Annotated in this window: 29 protein-coding genes; 19 read left to right on the forward strand and 10 right to left on the reverse strand. The window is 60.7% G+C overall.

Going from position 1 to position 23,959, the window contains the following annotated elements; all coding sequences use genetic code 11:
- Positions 1-3: 3 nt before the first annotated feature.
- The 4 genes from ahpF to galU all read right to left on the reverse strand — a co-directional run bounded on the left by ahpF (position 4) and on the right by galU (position 4,857).
- A complete protein-coding gene (ahpF, locus tag J3P90_RS15325; RefSeq protein WP_434674991.1) occupies positions 4-1,566 on the reverse strand; it encodes an alkyl hydroperoxide reductase subunit F in 1,563 nt (520 codons plus the stop codon).
- A gap of 123 nt (positions 1,567-1,689) precedes the next feature.
- The gene (gene ahpC / locus J3P90_RS15330) at positions 1,690-2,253 is read right to left on the reverse strand and encodes an alkyl hydroperoxide reductase subunit C (protein WP_011061677.1); all 564 of its coding nucleotides are present in this window, start codon (positions 2,251-2,253) and stop codon (positions 1,690-1,692) included.
- A gap of 234 nt (positions 2,254-2,487) precedes the next feature.
- Positions 2,488-3,843 (reverse strand): glutathione-disulfide reductase, encoded by a 1,356-nt coding sequence (gorA, locus tag J3P90_RS15335; RefSeq protein ID WP_434676582.1) that lies wholly within the window; start codon positions 3,841-3,843, stop codon positions 2,488-2,490.
- A 174-nt stretch (positions 3,844-4,017) separates the two neighbouring features.
- Complete coding sequence (gene galU / locus J3P90_RS15340; RefSeq protein WP_039592970.1) at positions 4,018-4,857, reverse strand: UTP--glucose-1-phosphate uridylyltransferase GalU; 840 nt, start codon at positions 4,855-4,857, stop codon at positions 4,018-4,020.
- 233 nt (positions 4,858-5,090) lie between these two features.
- Between galU and J3P90_RS15345 the strand changes: the two genes are divergently transcribed.
- Together J3P90_RS15345 and J3P90_RS15350 are read left to right on the forward strand one after the other, a co-directional pair.
- Positions 5,091-5,306, forward strand: a complete 216-nt coding sequence (locus J3P90_RS15345; RefSeq protein ID WP_434674992.1) for a hypothetical protein — start codon at positions 5,091-5,093, stop codon at positions 5,304-5,306.
- Positions 5,307-5,420: 114 nt separating this feature from the next.
- Positions 5,421-5,702, forward strand: a complete 282-nt coding sequence (locus J3P90_RS15350) for a hypothetical protein (RefSeq protein WP_420767714.1) — start codon at positions 5,421-5,423, stop codon at positions 5,700-5,702.
- 14 nt (positions 5,703-5,716) lie between these two features.
- Here the strand turns inward: J3P90_RS15350 and J3P90_RS15355 are convergent, their stop codons facing one another.
- Positions 5,717-6,067, reverse strand: coding sequence for a hypothetical protein (locus J3P90_RS15355; RefSeq protein ID WP_420767713.1), 351 nt, complete (start codon positions 6,065-6,067; stop codon positions 5,717-5,719).
- 206 nt (positions 6,068-6,273) lie between these two features.
- On the opposite strand from J3P90_RS15355, the gene J3P90_RS15360 reads away from it, so the two are divergent.
- The 5 genes from J3P90_RS15360 (at position 6,274) to ada (ending at position 9,456) form a co-directional block, all read left to right on the forward strand.
- A complete protein-coding gene (locus tag J3P90_RS15360; protein WP_003182962.1) occupies positions 6,274-6,576 on the forward strand; it encodes a DUF1883 domain-containing protein in 303 nt (100 codons plus the stop codon).
- Between the two features lie 26 nt (positions 6,577-6,602).
- Positions 6,603-6,773 carry a hypothetical protein gene (locus J3P90_RS15365; RefSeq protein ID WP_420767712.1) on the forward strand — a complete coding sequence of 57 codons (171 nt, stop codon included), beginning with the start codon at positions 6,603-6,605 and terminating at the stop codon, positions 6,771-6,773.
- Between the two features lie 135 nt (positions 6,774-6,908).
- Positions 6,909-7,628 (forward strand): 2OG-Fe(II) oxygenase, encoded by a 720-nt coding sequence (locus J3P90_RS15370; RefSeq protein ID WP_434674993.1) that lies wholly within the window; start codon positions 6,909-6,911, stop codon positions 7,626-7,628.
- Positions 7,615-8,295 (forward strand): DNA oxidative demethylase AlkB, encoded by a 681-nt coding sequence (gene alkB, locus J3P90_RS15375; protein WP_420767710.1) that lies wholly within the window; start codon positions 7,615-7,617, stop codon positions 8,293-8,295. Before J3P90_RS15370 ends, alkB begins: the two co-directional genes overlap by 14 nt.
- A gap of 87 nt (positions 8,296-8,382) precedes the next feature.
- Positions 8,383-9,456 (forward strand): bifunctional DNA-binding transcriptional regulator/O6-methylguanine-DNA methyltransferase Ada, encoded by a 1,074-nt coding sequence (ada, locus tag J3P90_RS15380; protein WP_420767709.1) that lies wholly within the window; start codon positions 8,383-8,385, stop codon positions 9,454-9,456.
- Here the strand turns inward: ada and J3P90_RS15385 are convergent.
- Complete coding sequence (locus J3P90_RS15385; protein WP_434674994.1) at positions 9,420-9,908, reverse strand: GyrI-like domain-containing protein; 489 nt, start codon at positions 9,906-9,908, stop codon at positions 9,420-9,422. The genes ada and J3P90_RS15385 overlap by 37 nt on opposite strands.
- Before the next feature lie 148 nt (positions 9,909-10,056).
- On the opposite strand from J3P90_RS15385, the gene J3P90_RS15390 reads away from it, so the two are divergent.
- The 8 genes from J3P90_RS15390 to J3P90_RS15425 all read left to right on the forward strand — a co-directional run bounded on the left by J3P90_RS15390 (position 10,057) and on the right by J3P90_RS15425 (position 16,415).
- Complete coding sequence (locus tag J3P90_RS15390) at positions 10,057-11,118, forward strand: NAD(P)H-dependent flavin oxidoreductase (RefSeq protein ID WP_434610959.1); 1,062 nt, start codon at positions 10,057-10,059, stop codon at positions 11,116-11,118.
- Positions 11,119-11,356: 238 nt separating this feature from the next.
- Positions 11,357-12,106: a molybdate ABC transporter substrate-binding protein gene (modA, locus tag J3P90_RS15395; RefSeq protein ID WP_434610957.1), complete on the forward strand. Its 750-nt coding sequence runs from the start codon at positions 11,357-11,359 to the stop codon at positions 12,104-12,106.
- A complete protein-coding gene (modB, locus tag J3P90_RS15400; protein WP_434674995.1) occupies positions 12,106-12,786 on the forward strand; it encodes a molybdate ABC transporter permease subunit in 681 nt (226 codons plus the stop codon). The genes modA and modB overlap by 1 nt, the downstream gene beginning before the upstream one ends.
- A gap of 3 nt (positions 12,787-12,789) precedes the next feature.
- On the forward strand, positions 12,790-13,869 hold the full coding sequence (gene modC / locus J3P90_RS15405) for a molybdenum ABC transporter ATP-binding protein (RefSeq protein WP_434674996.1): 1,080 nt from the start codon (positions 12,790-12,792) through the stop codon (positions 13,867-13,869).
- A gap of 121 nt (positions 13,870-13,990) precedes the next feature.
- On the forward strand, positions 13,991-15,028 hold the full coding sequence (locus tag J3P90_RS15410) for a DNA topoisomerase IB (RefSeq protein ID WP_434563609.1): 1,038 nt from the start codon (positions 13,991-13,993) through the stop codon (positions 15,026-15,028).
- 133 nt (positions 15,029-15,161) lie between these two features.
- Complete coding sequence (locus J3P90_RS15415; RefSeq protein WP_030142235.1) at positions 15,162-15,725, forward strand: ATP-dependent Clp protease proteolytic subunit; 564 nt, start codon at positions 15,162-15,164, stop codon at positions 15,723-15,725.
- 224 nt (positions 15,726-15,949) lie between these two features.
- On the forward strand, positions 15,950-16,129 hold the full coding sequence (locus tag J3P90_RS15420; RefSeq protein ID WP_186614672.1) for a general stress protein: 180 nt from the start codon (positions 15,950-15,952) through the stop codon (positions 16,127-16,129).
- Between the two features lie 61 nt (positions 16,130-16,190).
- The gene (locus J3P90_RS15425) at positions 16,191-16,415 is read left to right on the forward strand and encodes a hypothetical protein (protein WP_420767702.1); all 225 of its coding nucleotides are present in this window, start codon (positions 16,191-16,193) and stop codon (positions 16,413-16,415) included.
- Between the two features lie 178 nt (positions 16,416-16,593).
- On the opposite strand, the gene J3P90_RS15430 is transcribed toward J3P90_RS15425, so the two are convergent.
- Positions 16,594-17,346, reverse strand: a complete 753-nt coding sequence (locus J3P90_RS15430; RefSeq protein ID WP_434674997.1) for an OBAP family protein — start codon at positions 17,344-17,346, stop codon at positions 16,594-16,596.
- An 87-nt stretch (positions 17,347-17,433) separates the two neighbouring features.
- Positions 17,434-17,970 carry a DUF3087 family protein gene (locus J3P90_RS15435; protein ID WP_434610951.1) on the reverse strand — a complete coding sequence of 179 codons (537 nt, stop codon included), beginning with the start codon at positions 17,968-17,970 and terminating at the stop codon, positions 17,434-17,436.
- Positions 17,971-18,187: 217 nt separating this feature from the next.
- Between J3P90_RS15435 and ppnN the strand changes: the two genes are divergently transcribed.
- Complete coding sequence (ppnN, locus tag J3P90_RS15440) at positions 18,188-19,561, forward strand: nucleotide 5'-monophosphate nucleosidase PpnN (RefSeq protein WP_420767699.1); 1,374 nt, start codon at positions 18,188-18,190, stop codon at positions 19,559-19,561.
- A gap of 118 nt (positions 19,562-19,679) precedes the next feature.
- On the opposite strand, the gene J3P90_RS15445 is transcribed toward ppnN, so the two are convergent.
- Together J3P90_RS15445 and J3P90_RS15450 are read right to left on the reverse strand one after the other, a co-directional pair.
- A complete protein-coding gene (locus tag J3P90_RS15445; RefSeq protein ID WP_434674998.1) occupies positions 19,680-20,342 on the reverse strand; it encodes an HAD family hydrolase in 663 nt (220 codons plus the stop codon).
- A 78-nt stretch (positions 20,343-20,420) separates the two neighbouring features.
- Positions 20,421-21,767, reverse strand: coding sequence for an MATE family efflux transporter (locus tag J3P90_RS15450; RefSeq protein WP_434563601.1), 1,347 nt, complete (start codon positions 21,765-21,767; stop codon positions 20,421-20,423).
- A 583-nt stretch (positions 21,768-22,350) separates the two neighbouring features.
- On the opposite strand from J3P90_RS15450, the gene J3P90_RS15455 reads away from it, so the two are divergent.
- The 3 genes from J3P90_RS15455 to J3P90_RS15465 are packed head-to-tail and all read left to right on the forward strand — an operon-like array spanning position 22,351 to position 23,940.
- Complete coding sequence (locus tag J3P90_RS15455; protein WP_434676583.1) at positions 22,351-23,262, forward strand: methyl-accepting chemotaxis protein; 912 nt, start codon at positions 22,351-22,353, stop codon at positions 23,260-23,262.
- A gap of 9 nt (positions 23,263-23,271) precedes the next feature.
- Positions 23,272-23,640 (forward strand): response regulator, encoded by a 369-nt coding sequence (locus J3P90_RS15460; RefSeq protein WP_003180343.1) that lies wholly within the window; start codon positions 23,272-23,274, stop codon positions 23,638-23,640.
- A gap of 15 nt (positions 23,641-23,655) precedes the next feature.
- Positions 23,656-23,940 (forward strand): STAS domain-containing protein, encoded by a 285-nt coding sequence (locus J3P90_RS15465; protein ID WP_420767695.1) that lies wholly within the window; start codon positions 23,656-23,658, stop codon positions 23,938-23,940.
- The last annotated feature ends 19 nt before the right edge of the window (positions 23,941-23,959 follow it).

Consider the following 23,959-nt stretch of genomic DNA (forward strand, 5'->3'; position numbering starts at 1 on the left):
CTATCAGGCCGGTGCGGAGGTGCGGATGAGGTGATCGAAGGCGCTCAGCGAAGCCTTGGCGCCCTCGCCCACGGCGATCACGATCTGCTTGTACGGCACGGTGGTCACGTCACCGGCAGCGAACACACCCGGGATCGACGTTTCGCCACGAGCATCGACAATGATCTCGCCACGCGGCGACAGCTCGACGGTGCCCTTGAGCCAATCGGTGTTGGGCAACAGGCCGATCTGCACGAAGATCCCCTCCAGCGCCACGTCGCGCACTTCACCGCTCGGACGGTCCTTGTAGCGCAGGCCGTTGACCTTCTGCCCGTCACCCGTCACTTCGGTGGTCTGGGCGTTGGTGATCACCGTCACGTTCGGCAGGCTGTGCAGTTTGCGCTGCAACACCGCGTCGGCACGCAATTGCACATCGAACTCCAGCAACGTGACGTGGGACACGATACCCGCCAGGTCGATGGCCGCTTCGACGCCGGAGTTACCGCCGCCGATTACCGCGACCCGCTTGCCCTTGAACAGCGGACCGTCACAATGCGGGCAGTACGCCACGCCTTTGTTGCGGTATTGCTGCTCGCCCGGCACGTTCATTTCGCGCCAGCGGGCACCGGTCGCCAGGATCACGGTCTTGGCCTTGAGGCTCGCGCCGCTGGCGAACTTGACTTCATGCAGCCCACCGGCCGTGCCTGGCACCAGTGCGTCGGCGCGTTGCAGGTTCATGATGTCGACGTCGTATTGCTTGACGTGTTCTTCCAGGGCGACAGCCAGTTTCGGCCCTTCGGTTTCCTGGACCGAGATGAAGTTCTCGATGGCCATGGTGTCGAGCACCTGGCCGCCGAAACGCTCGGCCGCCACACCGGTACGGATGCCTTTTCGTGCCGCATAGATGGCCGCCGAGGCACCGGCCGGGCCACCGCCCACCACCAACACGTCAAAGGCATCCTTGGCGCTGATCTTCTCAGCCTGGCGCTCGATGCCACTGGTGTCGATCTTGGCGAGGATTTCTTCCAGGCCCATGCGACCCTGGCCGAAGTTCACACCATTCAAGTACACGCTTGGCACGGCCATGATCTGGCGTTCATCGACTTCAGCCTGGAACAGCGCGCCGTCGATGGCGACGTGCTTGATGTTCGGGTTCAGCACCGCCATCAGGTTCAGCGCCTGGACCACGTCCGGGCAGTTCTGGCACGACAGCGAAAAATACGTCTCGAAGTTGAAATCGCCCTTGAGCGAGCGGATCTGTTCGATCACTTCGACACTGGCCTTCGAAGGGTGGCCACCGACTTGCAGCAGGGCCAGCACCAGCGAAGTGAATTCATGCCCCATGGGAATGCCGGCGAAACGCAGGCTGATATCGGCTCCCGGGCGGTTCAACGAAAACGATGGCTTACGCGCATCGGTGCCGTTGTCGAGCAAGGTAATCTGGATGGAAAGACTGGCAACGTCTTTGAGTAACGCAAGCATTTCCTGGGATTTCGCACCGTCGTCGAGGGATGCAACGATCTCGATCGGCTGGGTGACCCGTTCCAGGTATGACTTCAACTGAGCTTTAAGATTGGCGTCCAACATACGGGCGATTTCCATTTTTGAATTTCAGAAAAAACAACGCCCAGGCGAATCTCGCCCGGGCGTTTTTTGGGGCGAAGCGGCTTACTTGGCTAAGAGCGGATCGCCCTCGGGTAACGCATTGGTTTAGATCTTGCCGACCAGGTCCAGGGACGGAGCCAGGGTGGCCTCGCCTTCTTTCCACTTGGCTGGGCAGACTTCACCTGGGTGAGCGGCAACGTACTGGGCTGCCTTGATCTTGCGCAGCAGCTCGGAAGCGTCACGGCCTACACCACCGTCGTTGATTTCAACGATCTTGATCTGACCTTCAGGGTTGATCACGAAAGTACCGCGGTCAGCCAGGCCAGCTTCTTCGATCAGCACGTCGAAGTTGCGGGAGATGGCCAGGGTCGGGTCGCCGATCATGGTGTACTGGATCTTGCCGATGGCTGGCGAAGTGTTGTGCCAGGCAGCGTGGGCAAAATGAGTGTCGGTGGACACGCTGTAGATTTCGACGCCCAGCTTCTGGAACTCGGCGTAGTTGTCGGCCAGGTCTTCCAGCTCGGTTGGGCAAACGAAGGTGAAGTCAGCTGGGTAGAAGAACACGACAGACCACTTGCCTTTCAGGTCGGCGTCCGATACTTCGACGAAAGCGCCGTTTTTGAAAGCGGTGGCTTTGAACGGTTTAACTTGGCTGTTGATGATAGGCATCGTTGACTCTCCGTCAGTGGTTGAAAAGTTGATGGGGTGAATCTTAGCCATTCATTGCGCTGTTGGCTCATTGCCAAAGCTCATGCAAATGATTGGTTTTGACTATCAGGAATCTATATAGATAGAAGAAATCTGTGGAAGCTGCCGAAGGCGGCGATCAATTGATCGTGGCAGCTGCCTGACAGTTCACGGGGCTGGATCAACGGATCACAGCCCCATGGACGAAAAGCCTGATCAGGCGGTAGGCGTACGCATGGTGACGAATTCTTCGGCTGCGGTTGGATGCACGCCGATGGTTTCATCGAAATCGCGCTTGGTAGCACCGGCCTTGAGGGCAATCGCCAGCCCTTGGATAATTTCACCGGCGTCCGGCCCGACCATGTGGCAGCCCAGGACCTTATCGGTCTTGGCATCGACCACCAATTTCATCAGGGTGCGTTCCTGGCAGTCAGTGAGGGTCAGCTTCATCGGCCGGAAACGGCTTTCGAAAATCTGCACCTCATGGCCGGCTTCCCGAGCCTGTTCTTCAGTCAAACCTACCGTGCCGATGTTCGGCAGGCTGAACACCGCCGTGGGGATCATTCGATAATCGACCAGGCGGTATTGCTCAGGCTTGAACAGGCGCCGCGCCACCGCCATGCCTTCGGCCAGGGCGACAGGCGTGAGCTGCACACGGCCGATCACATCGCCAATGGCCAGGATCGACGGTTCAGCCGTCTCGTATTTTTCGTTGACCTGCACGAAGCCTTTCTCGTCCAGCTTGACGCCCGTGTTCTCCAGCCCAAGATTGTCCAGCATCGGCCGGCGGCCGGTGGCGTAGAACACACAATCGGTCGACAACGTGCGACCGTCCTTGAGCGTCACTTTCAGGCTGCCGTCGGCTTCTTTGTCGATGCGTTGGATGTCTGCGTTGAATTGCAGGTCCAAGCCACGACGCTGCAGCTCTTCGGCCAGATGCTTGCGCACCGCGCCATCAAAACCGCGCAAGAACAGGTCGCCGCGATAGAGCAAGGATGTCTGCGCGCCCATGCCGTGGAAGATCCCGGCGAATTCCACGGCGATGTAGCCGCCTCCCACCACCAGCATGCGCTTGGGCAGCGTCTTGAGAAAAAACGCTTCGTTGGAACCGATGGCGTGCTCGCTCCCGGGAATATCCGGAATCACCGGCCAGCCGCCGGTGGCGATCATGATGTGCCTGGCGGTGTAGCGCTCGCCGTTGATCTCGACTTCATGAGGGCTGGTAATCCTGGCGTGGCCTTCATGCAAGGTCACACCGCTGTTGACCAGCAGGTTGCGGTAGATGCCGTTGAGGCGATTGATCTCACGATCCTTGTTGGCGATCAGCGTGGCCCAGTCGAAACTCGCCTCGCCCGCCGTCCAGCCGTAGGCCGACGCTTGTTCGAAATCCTCGGCGTAATGCGCGCCGTAGACCAGCAGTTTTTTCGGCACACAGCCGACGTTGACGCAGGTCCCCCCCAGGTAGCGGCTTTCCGCCACGCCCACTTTCGCGCCGAAACCCGCGGCAAACCTCGCCGCCCGCACACCGCCGGAACCGGCGCCAATCACATACAGATCAAAATCGTAGGCCATCATCTATCTCCTTCGGCAGGTTGTCAGCATACCTGCTGTTTTCACTTGAGGCAGCGTTGCAGCGCAAACAGCGACTTTGTTTGTGTGATTGATGATTGGCGGAAGGTTTTTTTGCAGAAAAAAAAACGCCCCGAACCAGTCGGGGCGTTTTTTCAAGGCGCGACGCAGGCTGAATCAGTAAGCCTTGCCGGTCTTGTAGAAGTTCTCGAAGCAGAAGTTGGTTGCGTCGATGTAACCTTCGGCGCCACCGCAGTCGAAGCGCTTGCCCTTGAACTTGTAGGCCATGACGCAGCCGTTCTGGGCCTGTTTCATCAGGGCGTCGGTGATCTGGATCTCACCGCCCTTGCCTGGCTCGGTCTGTTCGATCAGGTCGAAGATGTCCGGAGTCAGGATGTAGCGGCCGATGATCGCCAGGTTCGACGGCGCATCTTCAGGTTTTGGTTTTTCAACCATGCTGTGAACGCGGTAGATGTCTTCGCGGATCATTTCACCGGCGATGACACCGTACTTGTTGGTTTCCTGCGGATCCACTTCCTGGATCGCCACGATGGAGCAACGGAATTGCTTGTACAGCTTGACCATCTGGGTCAAAACGCCGTCGCCTTCCAGGTTCACGCACAAGTCGTCCGCCAGAACCACGGCGAACGGTTCGTCACCGATCAGCGGGCGGCCGGTCAGGATCGCATGGCCCAAACCTTTCATTTCGGTCTGGCGGGTGTAGGAGAACGAGCACTCGTCCAGCAACTTGCGAATGCCGACCAGGTATTTTTCCTTGTCGGTGCCCTTGATCTGGTTTTCCAACTCGTAACTGATGTCGAAATGGTCTTCCAGGGCGCGCTTGCCACGGCCGGTGACGATGGAGATTTCCGTCAGGCCCGCATCCAGGGCTTCTTCGACGCCGTACTGGATCAGTGGCTTGTTCACCACCGGCAGCATTTCTTTGGGCATGGCTTTAGTCGCTGGCAGGAAGCGAGTACCGTAACCGGCTGCTGGGAACAAGCATTTCTTGATCATATAAGTCCTTGAAAAGGCGGTGTGTACAAGTTTCGGCGAAGTCTAATCAGCCGGCAGGCACCTTACAATGCCTGCGCTGGCCAACCGATGCCATCATAGAGAAATAAACCGGCGGATAGTTCAATCGCCTTTCGCTTCGATGCTTCCAGCGGTCCCCACTGTACGCCCATCAGCACGGTTTGCGAGCATTTGGCGTATCATGGCCGCCTTGATTCCGCCAACGAGGCAGCTAGATGTCGGCAACACAGAACGCAAACGGTTATTCGGTCAGCCAGGAAAAGGACGGCCAGTGGTGGATTATCAACTACCACGGCGAGCAGGTCGCCGGTCCCTTGCCCACCAAGACAATGGCGGTGGAAGTCGCCGCGGTCTTTCAGGACGAACGTTCCGCCCCGGCGCCCCGGGAACGTGAACAGGCGCCAGCGCGCAATACTCGCCGCAAGAAATAAACAGACGGCCCCGCCGAAGCCCTGGTGCTCGGAAGGGGCCGCGGGTTTAGCTGTACCGGAATGGCCATTCGCTATAATCTCGCGCCATTCCTCCCCATCCTGATGACAACCCCCATGAAGACAATCCTGGCGCTGTTTGCAGTTCTGGCCCTGGCAGGCTGTGCCTCAGCCGAAAAAACCTATCTGGATACCGGTGAACAAGGCTTGGCCATCGACTGTTCAGGCGAAGCCAATTCCTGGGCGACGTGTTACGAGAAAGCGGAAGCTTCCTGCGCCGGTACGGGCTACCGCATCGTCGGCACGGATGGCACGCCACAGGCCAACGACAGCGAAAAGACCCTCGGTGTGGACGTGGGCAACTTCACCAGCCGCAGCGTGGTGGTCGTCTGTAAATAAAGGACGGGCCCTGCTTAACCGGATATACAAGCGTTGGCCGCGTCCTGAACGTCGCCCGGGCGCACCGGTACGTTGGAGAGGCTTTCGTGCAGCTTGATGCTGGAGCCGCTGGAGCGTTCGTCGATGTCGAACACCGCGGCCGGTAGCGCCGACAGCTTGCCGGGGACGATCACCCGCACGCCATTCTTATGCGGCTCCATTTGCAGCGGACCACGGCTCTCCAGAAGCTTGTCGGCAACGCACTTGGCGTATTCATGAGGTTTTTTGCCGGAGATGACGCTCATGGTGGGCGGCGTCTGGTTGATGTCCGATACCGATGCACATCCACCCAAGGCCAAGGCCAATACCCACACGCTGCGCTTCATATGAATCCTCCAATAAAGACCCTCCGACAATGCAAACGTCGATTTTCTCCAACGTCCTCTCATTTTTTATTCGCCACCGCCTGATAAATGAATGACACCCAGGACAGGGGCCGGATATTAACCCGCGGTGCTGATAAACTGCGCTCCATTATCATTGCTTCATCTTACTGTCCTGATTTGCAAGAAATGCCCTTCTGGAGGCGCCCATGAAATTCATCCACCAGCGCGAGCACCTCAACGAAGACGATATCGTCGTGATCGAATGCTCCCAAATGTGCAACATCCGTTTGATGAACGACGCCAATTTCCGTAGCTTCAAGAATGGTGGCCGCCACACCTACCACGGCGGCGCGTTCGACACGTTCCCGGCCAGGATCACGGCCCCCAGCACCGGCTTCTGGAATATCACCATCGACACCGTCAACCGTCGCGCCATCAGCGTTACCCGCAAGCCGACCCTGACCCACAAGATCAAGATCATCCGGCGCTCCAGTTCGAAGCTGAGTTGAGCCCCCCGTCCAAGATAGGTAAAACCGTGGCCCAGACAACCAAATACGTTATCAAGTACAAACTCAACGGCGAGCGCCGCTTCGAGTTCGCGCAACTGCAGACCGGCACCGAGGAAGAAGCGCTGGTCGCGCTGCAAAAGTTGCATGGCGAGACCGATGATCAGATCACCGATCTCAAGGTCAGCAAGGCACTCTAAAGCCTGCCAGCTGGCTTTTTGTGGTGAGGGAGCTTGCTCCCTTTCTACAAAAAGCGCTTCACATCGCAAGAATCGGAGTGCCCGGCAGCGCTGCACTCTTCAGGCTGAACAGTCCTTTTATCCAGGATTGCAATCATGTCCTCAACGCCTCTATTGACCCAACACCTCCCCCACCTCGATTGGCCCACCATGGTGGATAGCCTCGATGAGGACGGCTGCGCGATCATTCGCAACCTGCTGCCGACCGTACAATGCCGGCAGTTGAGCGGTTTGTATGAGGACGCCGGGGTTTTTCGTTCGCGGGTAATAATGGGGCGCCACGGATTCGGACGCGGTGAGTACCAGTATTTCGCTTATCCGCTGCCTGAGATCGTCCAGCATTTGCGCCAGTCGCTCTATCCGATGCTGGTCCCAGTGGCTAATCGCTGGAACGATTGCATGGGCCTGGAAACTCGATACCCCGACAAGCACACGGATTTCATCCGCCGTTGCCATGCCGCCGGGCAGCAGCGTCCCACACCGTTGCTCCTCCAATACGGCCCGCAGGATTACAACTGCCTGCACCAGGACCTTTATGGCGAACAGGTGTTCCCGTTACAGGTAGCCATCCTGCTGTCGGAACCGGGAGACGACTTTACCGGGGGCGAGTTCGTCCTCACCGAGCAACGCCCGCGCATGCAGTCACGCCCCCAAGTCATCGACTTGAAACAAGGCGACGCCGTGGTGTTCGCCTTACACCAGCGGCCGGTCAAAGGCGTTCGCGGGTATTATCGGGTTAACTTGCGCCATGGCGTCAGCCGCGTACACAGCGGTCGCCGGCATACACTCGGGATCATTTTTCATGATGCGCAATGACGACACCCCCGTCACTCTCGACCTGTTCGCCGACCAGGCGCCCACCACGCCTGGCCAGGTCGAACAGATCGGCCAGCAATCCTTCGTGCTACGCGGGTTTGCCCTGCCCTGGCTCGACCGTTTGTTGCCAGCGCTGGAAACAGTCTTGCAGGCCGCACCGTTCCGGCAGATGGTCACGCCCGGTGGCTTTACCATGTCGGTCGCCCTGACCAGTTGCGGCGCACTCGGCTGGACCACCGACCGCAGCGGCTATCGCTACACCGCCCATGATCCACAGACAGGCGATCCCTGGCCCGCCATGCCGCCAGTGTTTCGCGAGCTGGCCCAGGCCGCCGCCCGGCAAGCGGGCTTCGAGCACTTCGAGCCCGATGCCTGCCTGATCAACCGCTACGTGCCCGGCGCGCGGATGTCGCTGCACCAGGACAAGAACGAGCGCTCCCTGACGGCCCCCGTCGTCTCGCTTTCCCTTGGCCTGCCGGCGACATTCCAGTTTGGTGGATTCGAGCGCAGCGACAAAAGCCAGCGCATTCCGTTGTTTCATGGCGACATCGCAATCTGGGGCGGCGTGGATCGGTTGCGCTACCACGGCGTGCTGCCGCTCAAGCCGGGACAACATACACGTCTGGGCGCCCAACGCATCAACATGACGTTCCGCATGGCCGGATGACAATGCAGAATTCAACCGCAAGACCCGGAGTGTCGTCACCTGGGTGGCTCAGTAATCTAGCCAAAACGGGCCAAAGGAATCACGACCATGAACAGCACTTCAAGTACGCTCGCCCCTGATCAGGACCCTCGCTGGGCCGCCGTACTCGCCCGGGATCCGCGCGCCGATGGCACCTTTGTCTACGGCGTGAAGACCACCGGCATCTATTGCCACCCCAGCAGCCTGTCGCGCCTGCCCAACCCGCGCAATGTCGAATTCTTCGACACGCCGGAACAGGCCCAGGCAGCCGGTTATCGTCCCAGCAAACGGATGGCCAGGGACCAGACCCAGATCGCCGCGCAACAAGCGGCGCGGGTGGCGGCGGCCTGCCGGCAGATCGAGGCGGCCGAGCAACTGCCAGGCTTGAATGAACTGGCACAAAGCGCCGGCCTGAGTCCCTTCCATTTTCATCGCGTCTTCAAGTCGATCACCGGCCTGACCCCCAAGGCCTACGGCGCCGCCCATCGCTCGCGCAAAGTGCGCGAACGCCTGGCCGACGCCGGAACGGTGACCGAAGCGCTTTACGACGCAGGCTTCGGTTCCAACAGCCGCTTCTATGAAGCCGCCGACAAAGTCCTGGGTATGAAACCTGGCGAGTATCGCGCCGCCGGGCTGAACACCGATATTCGCTTCGCCCTCGGCCAGTGTTCCCTGGGAGCGATCCTGGTGGCGCAAAGCGAGCGTGGCGTGTGCGCGATCCTGCTGGGGGACGACCCGGATGCGCTGCTGCGTGACCTGCAAGACAAGTTCCGCCGCGCCAACCTCATCGGTGCCGACCGGGAATTCGAGCAACTGATTGCCCAAGTGGTGGGCTTCATCGAGGCACCGGCGCTGGGCCTGGACCTGCCACTGGACTTGCGTGGCACGGCGTTCCAGGAACGGGTCTGGCAAGCCCTGCGAGAGATCGCGCCCGGCAGCACCGCCAGCTATGCCGAAATCGCCCAGCGCATCGGCATGCCCAAAGCGGTGCGCGCGGTGGCCCAGGCCTGCGGCGCCAATAGCCTCGCCGTGGCGATCCCCTGCCATCGAGTGGTGCGCAGCGACGGCAACCTGTCGGGCTACCGCTGGGGCGTTGAGCGCAAGCGTCAGCTGTTGGCGCTGGAACGCTCGCCCGAGGATTGAACACCGATATAGATCGCCACCGAGTCGGGTGCGTTATAGACCTCGAAATCGGTGCTGAACCGGCGCACGGCCTGCGGGTTGTCGGCGAAGTACGCCCAGATCAGCCCCCAGGTCTGGATCACGCAATCGGGCATTTCGCCCTTGGCCGAGAACATCAGGTAATCCCCGCCTTCGACTTCCACGGCAGGGTAGCCTGCGCTCGTGGCGTCGACCTGTACGCCCGCCGTCACATTGAAGTAGCCGGTGGCATCGGACTCGTAGCCGGAGTACACACCGTAGACGAACGACTCCGACTGCCGCGCCGGAACTCGCTCGAACAACCCTTCGGTGAAGAATTGCTGCCACATCGGGCCGATTTTCGCCGTATCGCCCTGTTGCTCCTCGGCGTTGCGGGTGCGTACCTGCAAACCGGCGACCGTGAAAGGTTCGACGGTCTTGAGTTTCACGTCCATGGGTTCGGCTCCTTGATAAGTGGTGTCCCATGGTACCCATCCCGCCGTTGGTATCAAACCCGGGCAGCGATTGAAAAACTCGACTGGCCCTGGCCGGGTCACACCTGCTAAAAACACCGTTTCCTTCTGCCGTCGGAGACACCCGAACATGAGTCAGTGGCCAGACACCCGCATTCTTGACCTGCTCGGCATCGAGCATCCCATCATCCAGGGGCCGCTGGCCGGGGTGACCGGTCCGGCGATGGTGGTCGCCACTTGCAATGCCGGCGGACTGGGCTCGATGCCCGCGGCGATGCTCGACGTGGAGCAACTGCGCCAGGCACTGACGACCATCGCCGAGCAGACCGACAAGCCGTTCAACGTCAATTTTTTCAGTCATCAGCCGCCCGCTTTCGACGAACAACGGGCCGAGGCCTGGAAACAGCGCCTCAAGCCTTATTACGAAGAACTGGGGGTGGATTTCGACGCGCCGACGCCCGTATCCAATCGCACGCCGTTCGACGATACGGCCTGCCGGGTGTTGGAGAAGATGCGACCCAAGGTGGTCAGCTTCCACTTCGGCCTGCCGGAAAAATCGTTGCTCGATCGGGTCAAGGCCACCGGGGCGAAAGTCCTCTCTTCGGCCACCACCGTGGAAGAAGCGATCTGGCTCGAGCGACACGGCTGCGACGCGATCATTGCCATGGGTTATGAAGCCGGCGGTCATCGAGGGATGTTCCTCAGCGACGACCTCGATACTCAGGTGGGCCTGTTCGCCTTGCTGCCGCAAGTCGTGGACGCGGTGACCGTGCCGGTGATCGCCGCCGGCGGTATCGGCGATGCGCGGGGCATCGTCGCCGCATTTGCCCTGGGTGCGTCGGCGGTGCAGCTGGGCAGCGCCTACCTGTTTACCCCGGAAGCGAAGATCACGCCTTCCCATCACCGGGCGTTGCGCACGGCCAAGGAAAGCCAGACTGCAATCACCAACCTGTTCACCGGTCGGCCGGCCCGAGGGATCGTCAACCGGGTGATGCGCGAGGTCGGCCCGATGAGCCCACTGGCGCCAGCATTTCCGCTGGCGGGCGGCGCGTTGATGCCCCTTCGCGCGAAGGATGAAGCCGACTTCGCCAACCTTTGGGCCGGCCAGGCGTTTCCCCTGGGGCGGGAGCTGCCCAGTGGCGAGCTGACGCGGCGCCTGGCTGAGGAGGCTCTGGCTCGGTTCAAGGGCTGAGCGCTAGCCTGACAGTCTCCGGCGCTTGACCGGACGCTATCGCGAGCAAGCTCGCTCCCACAGGGGTTCAGTGTGAATATCAATCATGCATTCATCCCGAAATCCTGTGGGAGCGAGCTTGCTCGCGATGACGGCAGCCCTGCCACCGCTGACTTCTGACAAAAAGCCACGTTCCGTTTGTCAGCCTTTCGCTATATATTCCGCTATATAGCGAAACCATTTCCACGGAACCCTGCCCATGCGCCTGACCCCGCTCGTCCTGCTGCTTGCTACTTGCTTTTGTATCAACGCCGCCCAAGCCGATGAAGTGCAAGTCGCCGTCGCGTCCAACTTCACCGCCCCGATCCAGGCCATCGCCGCCAGCTTCGAGAAGGACACCGGGCATAAACTGATTGCCGCCTACGGCGCGACCGGGCAGTTCTATACCCAGATCAAGAACGGCGCGCCATTCGAGGTGTTCCTGGCTGCCGACGACACCACGCCGGCGAGGCTGGACAGCGAAGGCGACACCGTGCAGGGCTCGCGCTTTACCTACGCCATCGGTACGTTGGCGTTGTGGTCGGCCAAGACCGATTACGTCGACGCCAAGGGGCAAGTCCTGCGGGACAATGCCTTCCAACACCTGTCCATTGCCAATCCGAAAACCGCGCCGTATGGCCTGGCCGCCACACAGGTGCTGGAAAAGCTGGGGCTCACCCATCAGGCCAAGGGCAAGATCGTCGAGGGCCAGAACATCACCCAGGCCTATCAGTTCGTTTCCACTGGCAATGCCGAACTGGGTTTCGTGGCCCTGTCCCAGGTGTTCAAGGACGGCAAGCTGACAAGCGGTTCCGCGTGGGTTGTCCCGGGCGAACTGCATGATCCGATCAAGCAGGACGCGGTGATCCTGGCAAAGGGACGGGGCAACCCCGCCGCCCAGGCATTGATGAGCTATCTGAAGGGCCCGAAAGCCGCCGCCATCATCCAGGCCTACGGTTACCAACGCTGATGCCACTGACCGACGCCGATTACGCCGCCATCTGGCTGACCCTGAAACTGGCGTCGCTGACCACGGTGATCCTGCTTTTCATCGGCACGCCCATCGCCCTGTGGCTGTCGCGCACCCAATCGCGGCTTCGCGGTTCGGTGGGTGCGGTGGTCGCCCTGCCGCTGGTACTGCCGCCTACCGTGATTGGCTTCTATCTGCTGCTGGCGCTGGGACCCAACGGCTGGATCGGCCAATTCACCCAAGCCCTCGGGCTGGGCACCCTCACCTTCAGCTTTACCGGACTGGTGATTGGCTCGGTGATCTACTCAATGCCCTTCGTGGTGCAGCCGCTGCAAAACGCTTTTTCCGCTATCGGCAGTCGTCCTTTGGAAGTCGCCGCCACCCTGCGGGCCGGGCCGTGGGATACCTTTTTCAGCGTCATCCTGCCTTTGGCCCGACCGGGTTTCATCACCGCCGCAATCCTCGGCTTCGCCCACACGGTGGGTGAGTTTGGCGTGGTGTTGATGATCGGCGGCAACATCCCCGAGAAGACCCGGGTGGTGTCGGTGCAAATCTACGACCACGTCGAAGCCCTTGAGTACAGCCAGGCCCATTGGCTGGCGGCGGCGATGCTGGTGTTTTCTTTCCTGGTGCTGCTGGCGCTGTACTCTAGCCGCCGAACTCGCGCCGGTTGGAGCTGATCGATGATCGAGGCAAGGTTTCAACTCGACCGTGGCGATTTTTCCCTGGACCTGGACCTGCAATTGCCCGGCCGTGGGGTGACGGCGCTGTACGGCGAGTCCGGATCCGGCAAGACCACCTGCCTGCGCTGCATGGCCGGGCTGGACCGACCGACGCGGGGTTTCGTCGAGGTCAATGGCGAGGTCTGGCAAGACAGTGAGCGTGAGGTGTTCGTCCCGCCTCACAAGCGAGCGCTGGGGTATGTTTTCCAGGAGGCGAGCCTGTTCGATCACTTGTCGGTGCGCGACAATCTTCTGTTCGGCCTCAAGCGCGTTGCCGCGGCGCAACGGCGCGTGGACATCAACCACGCGACGGAACTGCTCGGCATCGGCCATCTCCTCGACAGGCAACCCCACAACCTTTCCGGTGGCGAACGCCAGCGCGTCGGCATCGCCCGCGCCTTGCTGACCAGCCCGCGCCTGCTGCTGATGGACGAGCCTCTGGCCGCCCTCGATACACGCCGCAAAAACGAGATCCTGCCTTACCTGCAACGGCTCCACGATGAGCTGGATATCCCGGTGCTGTACGTCAGCCATTCCCAAGACGAAGTGGCGCGGCTGGCCGATCATATCGTGGTGCTGGACGCTGGGCGGGCCTTGGCCAGCGGGCCAATCGGCGAGACCCTCGCCCGGCTCGACCTGCCATTGGCGTTGGGGGATGACGCAGGCGTGGTAATCAACGGAAAAGTCGCCGGCTACGACCCGGACTATCAGTTGCTCACCCTGACCCTGCCCGACAGCCAGTTGAACGTGCGGGTTGCCCACACGGCGCTGGCGGTCGGGCAGCCGCTGCGCTTCAAGGTCCAGGCCCGGGACGTCAGCCTGAGCCTGGCGAACGACGGGCAGACCAGCATCCTCAATCGCCTGCCAGTGGCGGTCGTCAGCGAACTGGCCGGCGACAATGCCGCCCATGTGCTGATCCGCGTGGAGGCCGCCGGCACACCGCTGCTGGCGCGGATCACTCGGTATTCGCGCGATCAGTTGAAGCTGCATCCCGGACAGATCGTGTGGGCACAGATCAAGGCGGTGGCGGTGTTGGCGTAGCCTTCGCGCCTGTAGGGCCAGCACACAAGCGTCCCAAGTGACATGAGAATCTCGGCACGACCGCAACGGGCAGAGGTCAATGAGTTCACAGGCCATTTGAATTCATCGCCAAGGATCAACCATGCCCGACACCCCGCTGCCCGATGCACTCCCGGCCGACTTGCACTATGTCGATGACACTGCGCCGGGCATCACCCGCAGGAAACTGCGAGGCAAATTCTGCTATTTCGATCCTTCGGGCCAGCGCATCACTGACGCGGCCGAAATCCAACGCATCAATTCCCTGGCCGTTCCGCCGGCCTACACCGACGTCTGGATCTGCTGCGACCCGCGCGGCCACCTCCAAGCCACCGGGCGCGATGCCCGTGGGCGCAAGCAGTACCGTTATCACACGCGCTGGCGCGAAGTGCGCGATGCCGACAAGTATTCACGCATGCTGGAATTCGGCCGCACCCTGCCCCGGCTGCGCAAACGCCTGGAAGAGATCCTCGCCACCCCCGGCTTCAGCCGCGACAAAGTCATGGCGACGGTCATCACCTTGCTCGACGTCACCCTTATTCGCGTCGGCAATACACAATACGCCCGGGACAACCGCTCCTACGGCCTGACCACCCTGCGCAACAAGCATGTCGCGGTCAATGGCAGCGCCATCGCTTTCCAGTTCCGGGGCAAGAGCGGCATCGAACACCAGATCACCGTGAAGGACCGGCGCCTGGCGCGGATCGTCAAGCGCTGCCAGGAAATGCCCGGGCAGAACCTGTTCCAGTACCTGGATGAAAACGGCGAGCGCCACGCCATCACTTCTTCGGATATCAACGCCTACCTCAAGACCCTCACCGGCGCCGATTTCACCGCCAAGGACTACCGCACCTGGGCAGGCAGCGCGGCGGCGCTGGACGGCCTGCGCACACTGCAGTGGGAAACCGAAACCGAGGCCAAGCGGCACGTGGCCGAGATGGTCAGGCAGGTCGCCCGACAGTTGGGCAACACGCCCGCCGTCTGTCGTAAATGCTATATCCACCCCGCCGTTGTGGAAGGTTTCATGCGCGGCGTCCTGCACGAACTGCCCAAGCCCCGGGTTCGCAAAGGCCTGAGTGCCCAAGAAGCTGCGCTGACGATGTTCCTGCAGCGCATGGCCCAAGCCGTCGAAGCCTGTTGACCGAAGCAATCGAGCGCTGCGGGCCTCGATAAGCGAGTGACGGAAGTGGAACATCCGACAGCCGGCGGACTCCCAACTGTACAGAGCCGCTGATCCGCAGACTCGTCAACGCGTAAGTCGAGAGGAGTTTCAGATGTCCGAACACATCGTCCATTTCCATTGCCAGATCGATCAAGGAACCACCGAGCGCTTTCGGGACAATTGCCTGGAAGCCATTGAAAAAGGCGCCGACTCGCTGATGCTCAACCTCTCTACGGTCGGCGGTAGCACGAACTTCGGTTTCACCCTATACACCTTCATCAAGTCTCTTCCCGTGCCGGTGCGCGCCGTGAACGCCGGCAACATCGAGTCGATGGGCATCGTCATGTACCTGGCCGCCAGCGACCGCACCACCACGCCCCACTCGCGCTTCCTGATCCACCCGATGAATTGGTATTTCGGCCAGAAGTCGGTGGATCACTCGCGCTTGCGCGAATACCTGTCCAGCCTGGACAACGACGTGGCGCGGTATGTGGAAATCTACGTCAAGGAAACCGCCGGTGCCGCCACGCAACTGGATATCTTCAAGTGCCTGTGCGCCGAGGAGCGTGTGATCCCGGCGGAAAACTCACTGGCCTTTGGCATTGCCCACAGGGTTGAACAAGTGGTGTTTCCACCCGAAGCCAAGCATTGGAAAGTGAGCGGCGGCGAGGACTGAGTTATTCGATGAATAAATATCATTTGCCGCCGCTTTGTTAATTAATCTTTTCGATGTTGTAAAAGCTCAAGCGAAACGGCTGTATAAGTTTTTTTCGGCAGCACTTTTCAACTCACTACCGTTCGTCGCCAGCGAAACGTTTTTTCTAAACTTCCATCCGCGGTTTTCTTTCACAATACTGCGAGGCACGATTTACTCGCTTAACCAAAATGAGGATTCTCGAAATGGCTAATAGCGGAAACAAAAATCCAGGTAATTTCGCAAACGACCGTGAGAAAGCATCCGAAGCCGGCAAGAAAGGCGGACACGCTTCCGGCGGCAATTTTGCAAATGATCGGGAAAAAGCCTCTGAAGCCGGTAAGAAAGGTGGCGAACGCAGCCACGGCGGCGGCAGGAAGTCGTAACCCGAGAACCGTTGGGGCGCAGCTCTGCTGCGTCCTGGCGCTTGACTTGTCGAGGTAACGAATGAGCCAGGATCGATTCATCGTCAGTTTCATCGCCGACGGCCAACCCGATAGCCGGGTATTGGCAGGCGACACCGAGACGCTTACCACCGAAGAAGCCGAGGCACTTCTGAGAGTGTCTTTTACTGAATTAAAGAGCGTCAAGATCAGCGATGTTCAAGTTCAGAAAAGAACCAAGCCAAACGAAACGGAACATGATGTTCCGGGGCATTTCAAACAGCCGTAGCGTATATAACCTTTCTTTTCAACTCCCTGCCCCCGTGGCGAGGGAGTTTGCTCCCGATGGCTGCACAGCAGCCCAACTCGTATTAACAGAACATATATATCTAGATGGTTTGCCCTCGGCCGCTTCGCAGCCCAGCGGGAGCTAGCTTCCTCGCCACAAAGCATTTGTTCAAGTGATTTTAATGGGTATGCCCCGTCGGATCCTTTATCTGCCACACCTGCCCTTTGCGCCACGCATCCGCGCCAGGATCGATGTCCGGTGCGCTGATCGATTCGCGGGCGTGTTTCTTCGCTTCGCTGTCGATGCCCAACCGGCGGTCGCGTTCGCGCACCAATTGCGGATCGATCTGCCCATCGGCGGTGAACCCCATCATTAACTGCGGAACGCCGTAAGGCAGAGCGTTGCCCTGCTCGGTGTGCCAGGTGTGCCAGGTCTTGCCGTAAGTGCTGACCAGGTTCTTCATCAAGCGGGTTTCCGCCACCTCCGGTATGCCCGGCGCGACCAGTTGTCCAGACTTCACCTCATGCACATGGCTGTGCCACAGCTGCTTTTCGGCGGCGGGCAAGCTTTCGAACAGGCGCTTACTGATGATGTATTCCACGCCCACCAATTTGGCCTTGGCGCTGTTGGCATCGAAGATGGCGCACTGGAACACTTCTTCGTTCAGTGCCGTGCAGTAATGGTGCGCTTCCATTTGCCCGGACATCCGGCCGTTATAAAAATGAAAGCCGTCCAGGTAGGTATCCAACGCTTGCAAAGGGGGTTTGTTCTGCATGATCCCGGCCCCCGCTTCCAGCGTCGCGGTGGTTGGGCTTTTCGCGGCGCCTGGCGCGTCTACCGGTGAGTGGCTGTTACCGCCCGCGCAGCCCGCCAATCCCACTGTAGCCACACACAACAGGGCCCAGGTTCCATGAACCATCTTTCCAGTCATCTCGACTCTCCTTTCCATGACTGCTCATGAGAAAGGCATTGGAAGACCGGGGTTTATTTTTTTCCCGAGGCAACCGATGAGCGGCCGTTAGCGGCGCTCGCCGTAGGCCTGTTTGACCGAGTCTATCCAGGCCGGGTCCAGGCGTGATTGCTCTGAATCCAGGCCCAGCGCCTGCATGTTTTCCAGATGCTCGTCGGCCTCACGGACCAACGAGGCGTGGTCGCTGGAATTGGCATCCAGCCGGTGCATCTGGGCCAGGCCCAGGTGATAGAAACGCAGTAGCTTCATCGCTGCCGGATCCCGGGCCTGCACACCGGCCTTTACCTGGTGCATCACGTTGGTGACGCTCATCAGGCTGCGCTTGAGCTGCCAGCCATACACCGCAGCGGCCATCCACGGCTGCGACCAGAAATAGCCGCGCATCAGCCCGACCATCACCAGCACGGCAGCGAAAACGCCGCCGACATTGAAGCGAAAATTATCGCCCCCGGGTGTACCGAACAGCATCACCGCCAGGCTGGACAACAGCATTGCCAGCGCCAGAAACACCACGGCCACGATGAGGGTGCTGCGACGGGTCTGTTGCCGGTAGTCGGCGGCGTCCCACGGTTTGATCTCGAACATCGCGTCGCAATTTCCTTGTATGGCGTGAAAAGACTCGCGCATTATCGCCTGCCCGGTCGATTTAGCTATGCTGGGGCTCATTTTGTGTTGCAACCGACCCGATGGATCCGGATCAAAGTCCATGGCGATACCGCAAGGATCGTGCGATCTTCCTGCGTGGACGTTTTTTTCAAGATGCCGCCGTCGTGCGAGCGGCATCGTTTTCAAGGAAAGCTGAATGACTCAAAGACATGTAATCAACGCTTCGGTAAGCCCCAAGGGCAGCCTGGAGACTTTGTCCCAGCGCGAAGTGCAGCAACTGAGCGAAGCCGGTTCCGGCAGCATCTACGATCTTTTCCGCCAGTGCGCCCTGGCGATTCTCAACACCGGCGCCCATGTCGATAACGCCAAGACCATCCTGGAAGCCTACAAGGACTTCGAGATTCGCATCCACCAACAGGACCGTGGTGTACGCCTGGAGCTGCTGAACGCGCCGGCCGATGCGTTCGTCGACGGCGAGATGATCGCCAGCACCCGGGAAATGCTCTTCAGCGCCCTGCGCGACATCGTCTACACCGAGAACGAGCTGGACAGCCAGCGCATCGACCTGAGCTCGTCACAGGGTATCAGCGACTACGTGTTCCACCTGCTGCGCAACGCCCGCACCTTGCGCCCTGGCGTGGAACCGAAAATCGTCGTGTGCTGGGGCGGCCACTCGATCAACACCGAAGAATACAAGTACACCAAGAAAGTCGGCCACGAACTGGGCCTGCGCAGCCTGGACATCTGCACCGGCTGCGGTCCCGGCGTGATGAAAGGCCCGATGAAAGGCGCCACCATCGCCCACGCCAAGCAACGCATCCAGGGTGGCCGCTACCTGGGCCTGACGGAGCCGGGCATCATTGCCGCGGAGGCACCGAACCCGATCGTCAATGAACTGGTGATCCTGCCGGATATCGAAAAGCGTCTGGAAGCCTTCGTGCGCGTCGGCCACGGCATCATCATCTTCCCGGGCGGCGCCGGTACGGCGGAAGAATTTCTCTACCTGCTGGGCATTCTCATGCACCCGGCAAACCAGGACCTGCCGTTCCCGGTGATCCTCACCGGGCCTAAAAGCGCCACGCCGTATTTCGAGCAGTTGCACGCGTTCGTCGGCGCGACCTTGGGCGAAGCCGCGCAGAAGCACTACCAGATCATCATCGACGACCCGGCCGAAGTGGCGCGGCAGATGACCCAGGGGCTCAAAGAAGTGAAGCAGTTCCGCCGCGAGCGCAACGACGCCTTTCATTTCAACTGGCTGCTGAAAATCGACGAAGGTTTCCAACGCCCGTTCGACCCTACCCACGCCAACATGGCCAGCCTGGGCTTGAGCCGCGACCTGCCCTCCCACGAACTGGCCGCCAATCTGCGCCGGGCATTTTCGGGGATCGTGGCCGGGAACGTGAAGGACAAGGGCATCCGCCTGATCGAAGAACACGGCCCGTACGAGATCCATGGTGATCCCGCGATCATGGAGCCGCTGGATCGCCTGCTCCAGGCCTTTGTCGCGCAACACCGGATGAAACTGCCGGGCGGCGCGGCGTATGTGCCGTGCTATCGGGTAGTGACCTGATCCCGAAATCGCTGAGGTTAAAAATGTGGGAGCGAGCCTGCTCGCGAATGCGGTGGTTCAGCCATTATTGATATGACTGACATGACGCCTTCGCGAGCAGGCTCGCTCCCACAGGGGGCTAGCGTTGGTTTGAGAAGCGTAGCAATCCATCATCCACCGCGACACTCAGCCCACGGTAATCCGCGATCTGCGAATGCACCGTCACCACCGGGTGCGTATGCGTGGCCGTCACTACCATTACGTCCATGTCCGCCGCCTCGCCAGCCTTGATTCCGGCTTCTGCGTCCTCGAACACCAGGCATTCCTGCGGAGCAACTTGCAAGCGTTGTGCGGCCAATAGGTAGCACGCTGGATTCGGCTTGCCGGCGCTCACGTCCTCGGCGGTCACCATCACGTCGGGGCGCGGAATCCCGGCCGCTTCCATGCGACGCAAAGCCAAGGCCATCGGCGCCGAGGTGACAATCGCCCATTGCGTCGGCGGCAGGCTCTTGAGAAAGGCCAGCGCACCGGGCACCTCGACCACCCCTTCCACGTCCTCGATTTCTTCGATGGTGAGCTGCGCGGCCTCGGCCTGGGCATCCACTCCTGGCAGGTTCTGGCGGGCAACGGTGTCGACGGCGCGCACGCCATGGATAGTCGGCAGGAATTTAGCCACGTCCAGGCCATGGCGCATGGCCCAGCGGGTCCAGATCCGCTCGGTGGCGGCGACGGAATTGAGCAGCGTGCCGTCCATGTCGAAGAGTAAGGCGCGGTAGGCGACGGTGGGGAGTTCTGCGGACATCGGGATCCTCGTAAATCGGAAAAGGTGACTAACCCTGTGGGAGCGAGCTTGCCTCCCAAGGGTTCCATGTCGGGCCGGTTACACCAACCGCTCGATCCGCTGGTGCTGCCAGACCCGTTTGTAATACAGCGTCTGCAGCAACAGCATGCTCAGGTAAGCCACCGGAAACGCCATCCACACCCCTTGCAGGCCGAAGTGTGCGTCCAGCAGGTAGGCGACCGGAACTTGCACGCCGATGATGCAGAAAATCGAGATCGCCACCGGCATCAGCACCGTGCCGCTGGCGCGCATGATGCCACCGATGATGGCCTGGAAGCCGAACACCAAAAGGCTCCATAGCATGATGTGCAACAGGTGCTCGGCCTGGACCCGCGCCGCCGGGTCGGTGATGAACAGGCCCAGCAACCAGTGGGACAACAGGTACCCCAGCAGCACCAGCCCACCGGTCAACCAGACGTTGATCAGCATCCCGGTGCGCAGGATCGGCCCCAGGCGTTCCAGGCGTCCGGCGCCGATGGCCTGGGCGCCGAGGATCGACGCGGTGATGGCAATCGACAGCGCCGGGAACTGCACGTAATTGACAATCTGCGTCACCGCGCCATAGGCGGCCGTGGCTTGGGACCCGTGGCGATTGACCAGGGCCAGGATGACCAACTCCGACAGCGAGATCACCACCATCTGCAATCCGGTGGGTAGGCCGATGCGCAGCACTTTGCCGAGGATGTCCCTGTCCAGGCGCATCGCCGCGAACAGCGCCCGATCCGGCGCCAAGGCATGGGCCCGTCGATTCAGGCGCCACGCCAGCATCGCCATCGCCGACGCGGTGCCCACCAGCCCCGCCAGCGCCGCGCTCTGGATGCCCATCTGCGGCAACCCCAGCCAGCCACGGATCAACGCCGGCGTCAGCGCCATCCCGACGCTGGTGGACACCAGCAACGCCAGCAACGGCGAAACGGTATCGCTGACACCACGCAATAGCTGGGTGAAAAGCACAAACACCAGCAGCATCGGGAGGATCCACATCATCACCCGCGCATACGACACCGCATCCTCCAGCACGTCGGCGGGCGTTCCGAGGCCTTGCAGCCCCTCGCGGGCAAAAACACTGCCGAGGATCGCCGCCGTCAGTCCGATGATTGCCCCCAGCAGCAGCGTCGAGCCGGCAATCGCCTTCACGGTTCCCGTCTCGCCGGCGCCGTAGGCCTGCCCGATCAAGACCCCTGCCCCCGCGCCCAGGCCAATCACCAACGCGATGAAGAAAAACACGATGGGAAACATCCCCGATACTGCCGCCAGGGCCTGGGTGCCGAGCATTTGGCCGATGTAGATGCTATTGAGCGTACCGGACATCGATTGCAGGAAATTGGACAAGACCATGGGGGCCAAGAACAGCAGGTAGGTTTTCCAGAGAGGCTGGGTGGGCATGAGGGCTCGATGGCAGGTTCGAAAACTGGTGCGGGTAATTTAGCTCAATCCTTTCATTGTGTTTCAGAGAATGATCTGACGAACACTGTTGAGGTTCACCGTGATTTCTTCCACAGGTCAGGCCACCTCGACATTTCCAGGATCTCGTCTATTCTGCGATAGCAATGTGCCACTTTTTTTCCAAAACCGGACGACTGGTCCTCAAGACCGGGTCGACTTTGCAGATAACCAGTTATTCGCAAATATCCTGTCAGCAATACTGTTCAAGGACCGAACCATGATGTCGTATTCCCACGACCATTCCCTTGCCACATCCCAGACGCACACCTCCTGGCACGCCTTGATCGTTGCCATCATCGCCGGCGCAGGGCTGCTGGTACTCAATGGCACGAGCGCTCAAAACATCGGTTTCAGTGCTGTGCTTCTGGTCCTTGGCGTGGGTGCCGGTATCTGGGGCGCGCGCTCGCAGCGCCTGCAATTGGACAAGGTGGCCGCAGCGGCCATCGCCCATCATGAACTGCAAGCAGCCGACCATGGCGCTCACAAAAGCAGCGCGCAACTCAACGAAGTGATCCTCGGCGCGATGCCGATCTGGGCCAAGCAAGTCGAAAGCTCACGCCAGCAGACAGAAACCGCGATCGTCTCGTTGACCAGCCGCTTCACCGGCATTTCCTCGCGCCTTGAAGAGACCGTGCAAGCCTCGCAACTGGCCGCTGGCGAGTTGGCTGGCAGTGGTGGCGGCGGTGCCGTCCAGGTGCTGGCACAGAGCGAAGGCGAACTGGTGAAGGTGATCGATTCGCTCAAGTCCACCCAGGCCAGCCGTGATGAAACCTTGGCCCAGGTGCGTAATCTGACCGCCTACACCGGCGAGCTACGGACCATGGCCGCCGACGTCGCGGCGATTGCCGCCCAGACCAACCTGCTGGCCCTCAACGCCGCCATCGAAGCCGCCCGCGCAGGCGAAGCCGGACGCGGTTTTGCGGTAGTGGCAGACGCCGTGCGCGCCCTGTCGAGCAAGTCCAGCGAGACCGGCCAACAGATGTCGGCCAAGGTCGATGTCATCAACACCGCCATCACCCAATTGGTGCAGGCGGCTTCCAGCGGCGCCGACCAGGACAGCCAGTCCGTGGCCGTGTCCGAAGGCAGCATCCAACGCGTGCTCGAACGCTTCCAGAGCGTCACCGGGCGCCTCGCCGATTCGGCCGACATGTTGCAACGGGAGAGTTTCGGTATTCGAGACGAACTCACCCAAGTGCTGGTCAGCCTGCAATTCCAGGATCGGGTCAGCCAGATCCTCAGCCACGTGCGCGACAACATCGAGGACCTGCATGTGCACATGCAGCAAGCCAGCCAGTCGCCCGAACAGGCCAGCTCCATCGACGCCCGCCAATGGCTGGCGCGCATGGAAACCACCTACGCCACCGACGAGCAACGCCGCAACCATCACGGCGACTCGGCCGCGCAACAGACTTCACAGGAAATAACCTTCTTCTAGGAGCCCCTCATGGCGAAAAATGTATTGGTTGTCGACGACTCCGCGAGCGTTCGGCAGGTCGTCGGCATCGCGTTGAAAAGTGCCGGCTACGACGTGATCGAGGCCAGCGATGGCAAGGATGCACTGGGCAAGCTCAACGGCCAGAAAGTGCACCTGATCATCAGCGACGTGAACATGCCGAACATGGACGGCATCACCTTCGTCAAGGAGGTCAAGAAACTGGCCAGCTACAAGTTCACGCCGATCATCATGCTCACCACCGAATCCCAGGAATCGAAGAAGCAAGAGGGCCAGGCCGCAGGCGCCAAGGCCTGGGTGGTCAAGCCGTTCCAGCCAGCGCAGATGCTGGCGGCGGTGTCCAAGCTGATTCTTCCCTGATGGCTGGAGGCTTCAATGCCGCTGCTGTACGAAGTAGAAAATGACACCGCGCAGGTGCAGATCGACGGCGAGCTGACGATCTACACCGCCGCCGACCTGGCCGCGCAATTGCTGCCACGGTTGGGGGCCACGCCCGCCATGGTACTGGACCTGTCGCAGATCACCGAGATGGATGGCGCCGGCCTGCAATTGCTGCTGATGGTACAGCGCGAGGCGCCCAAGGCCGGGACCCAACTGACGGTGGCCGACCCAAGCAAAGCCGTCACCGAAACACTGGCGCTGTGCAACCTGGTTGCATAGTCCCTTTGCAACACGTCGG

This window comes from Pseudomonas sp. D3-10 (genome assembly GCF_051132175.1).
GTDB lineage: Bacteria > Pseudomonadota > Gammaproteobacteria > Pseudomonadales > Pseudomonadaceae > Aquipseudomonas.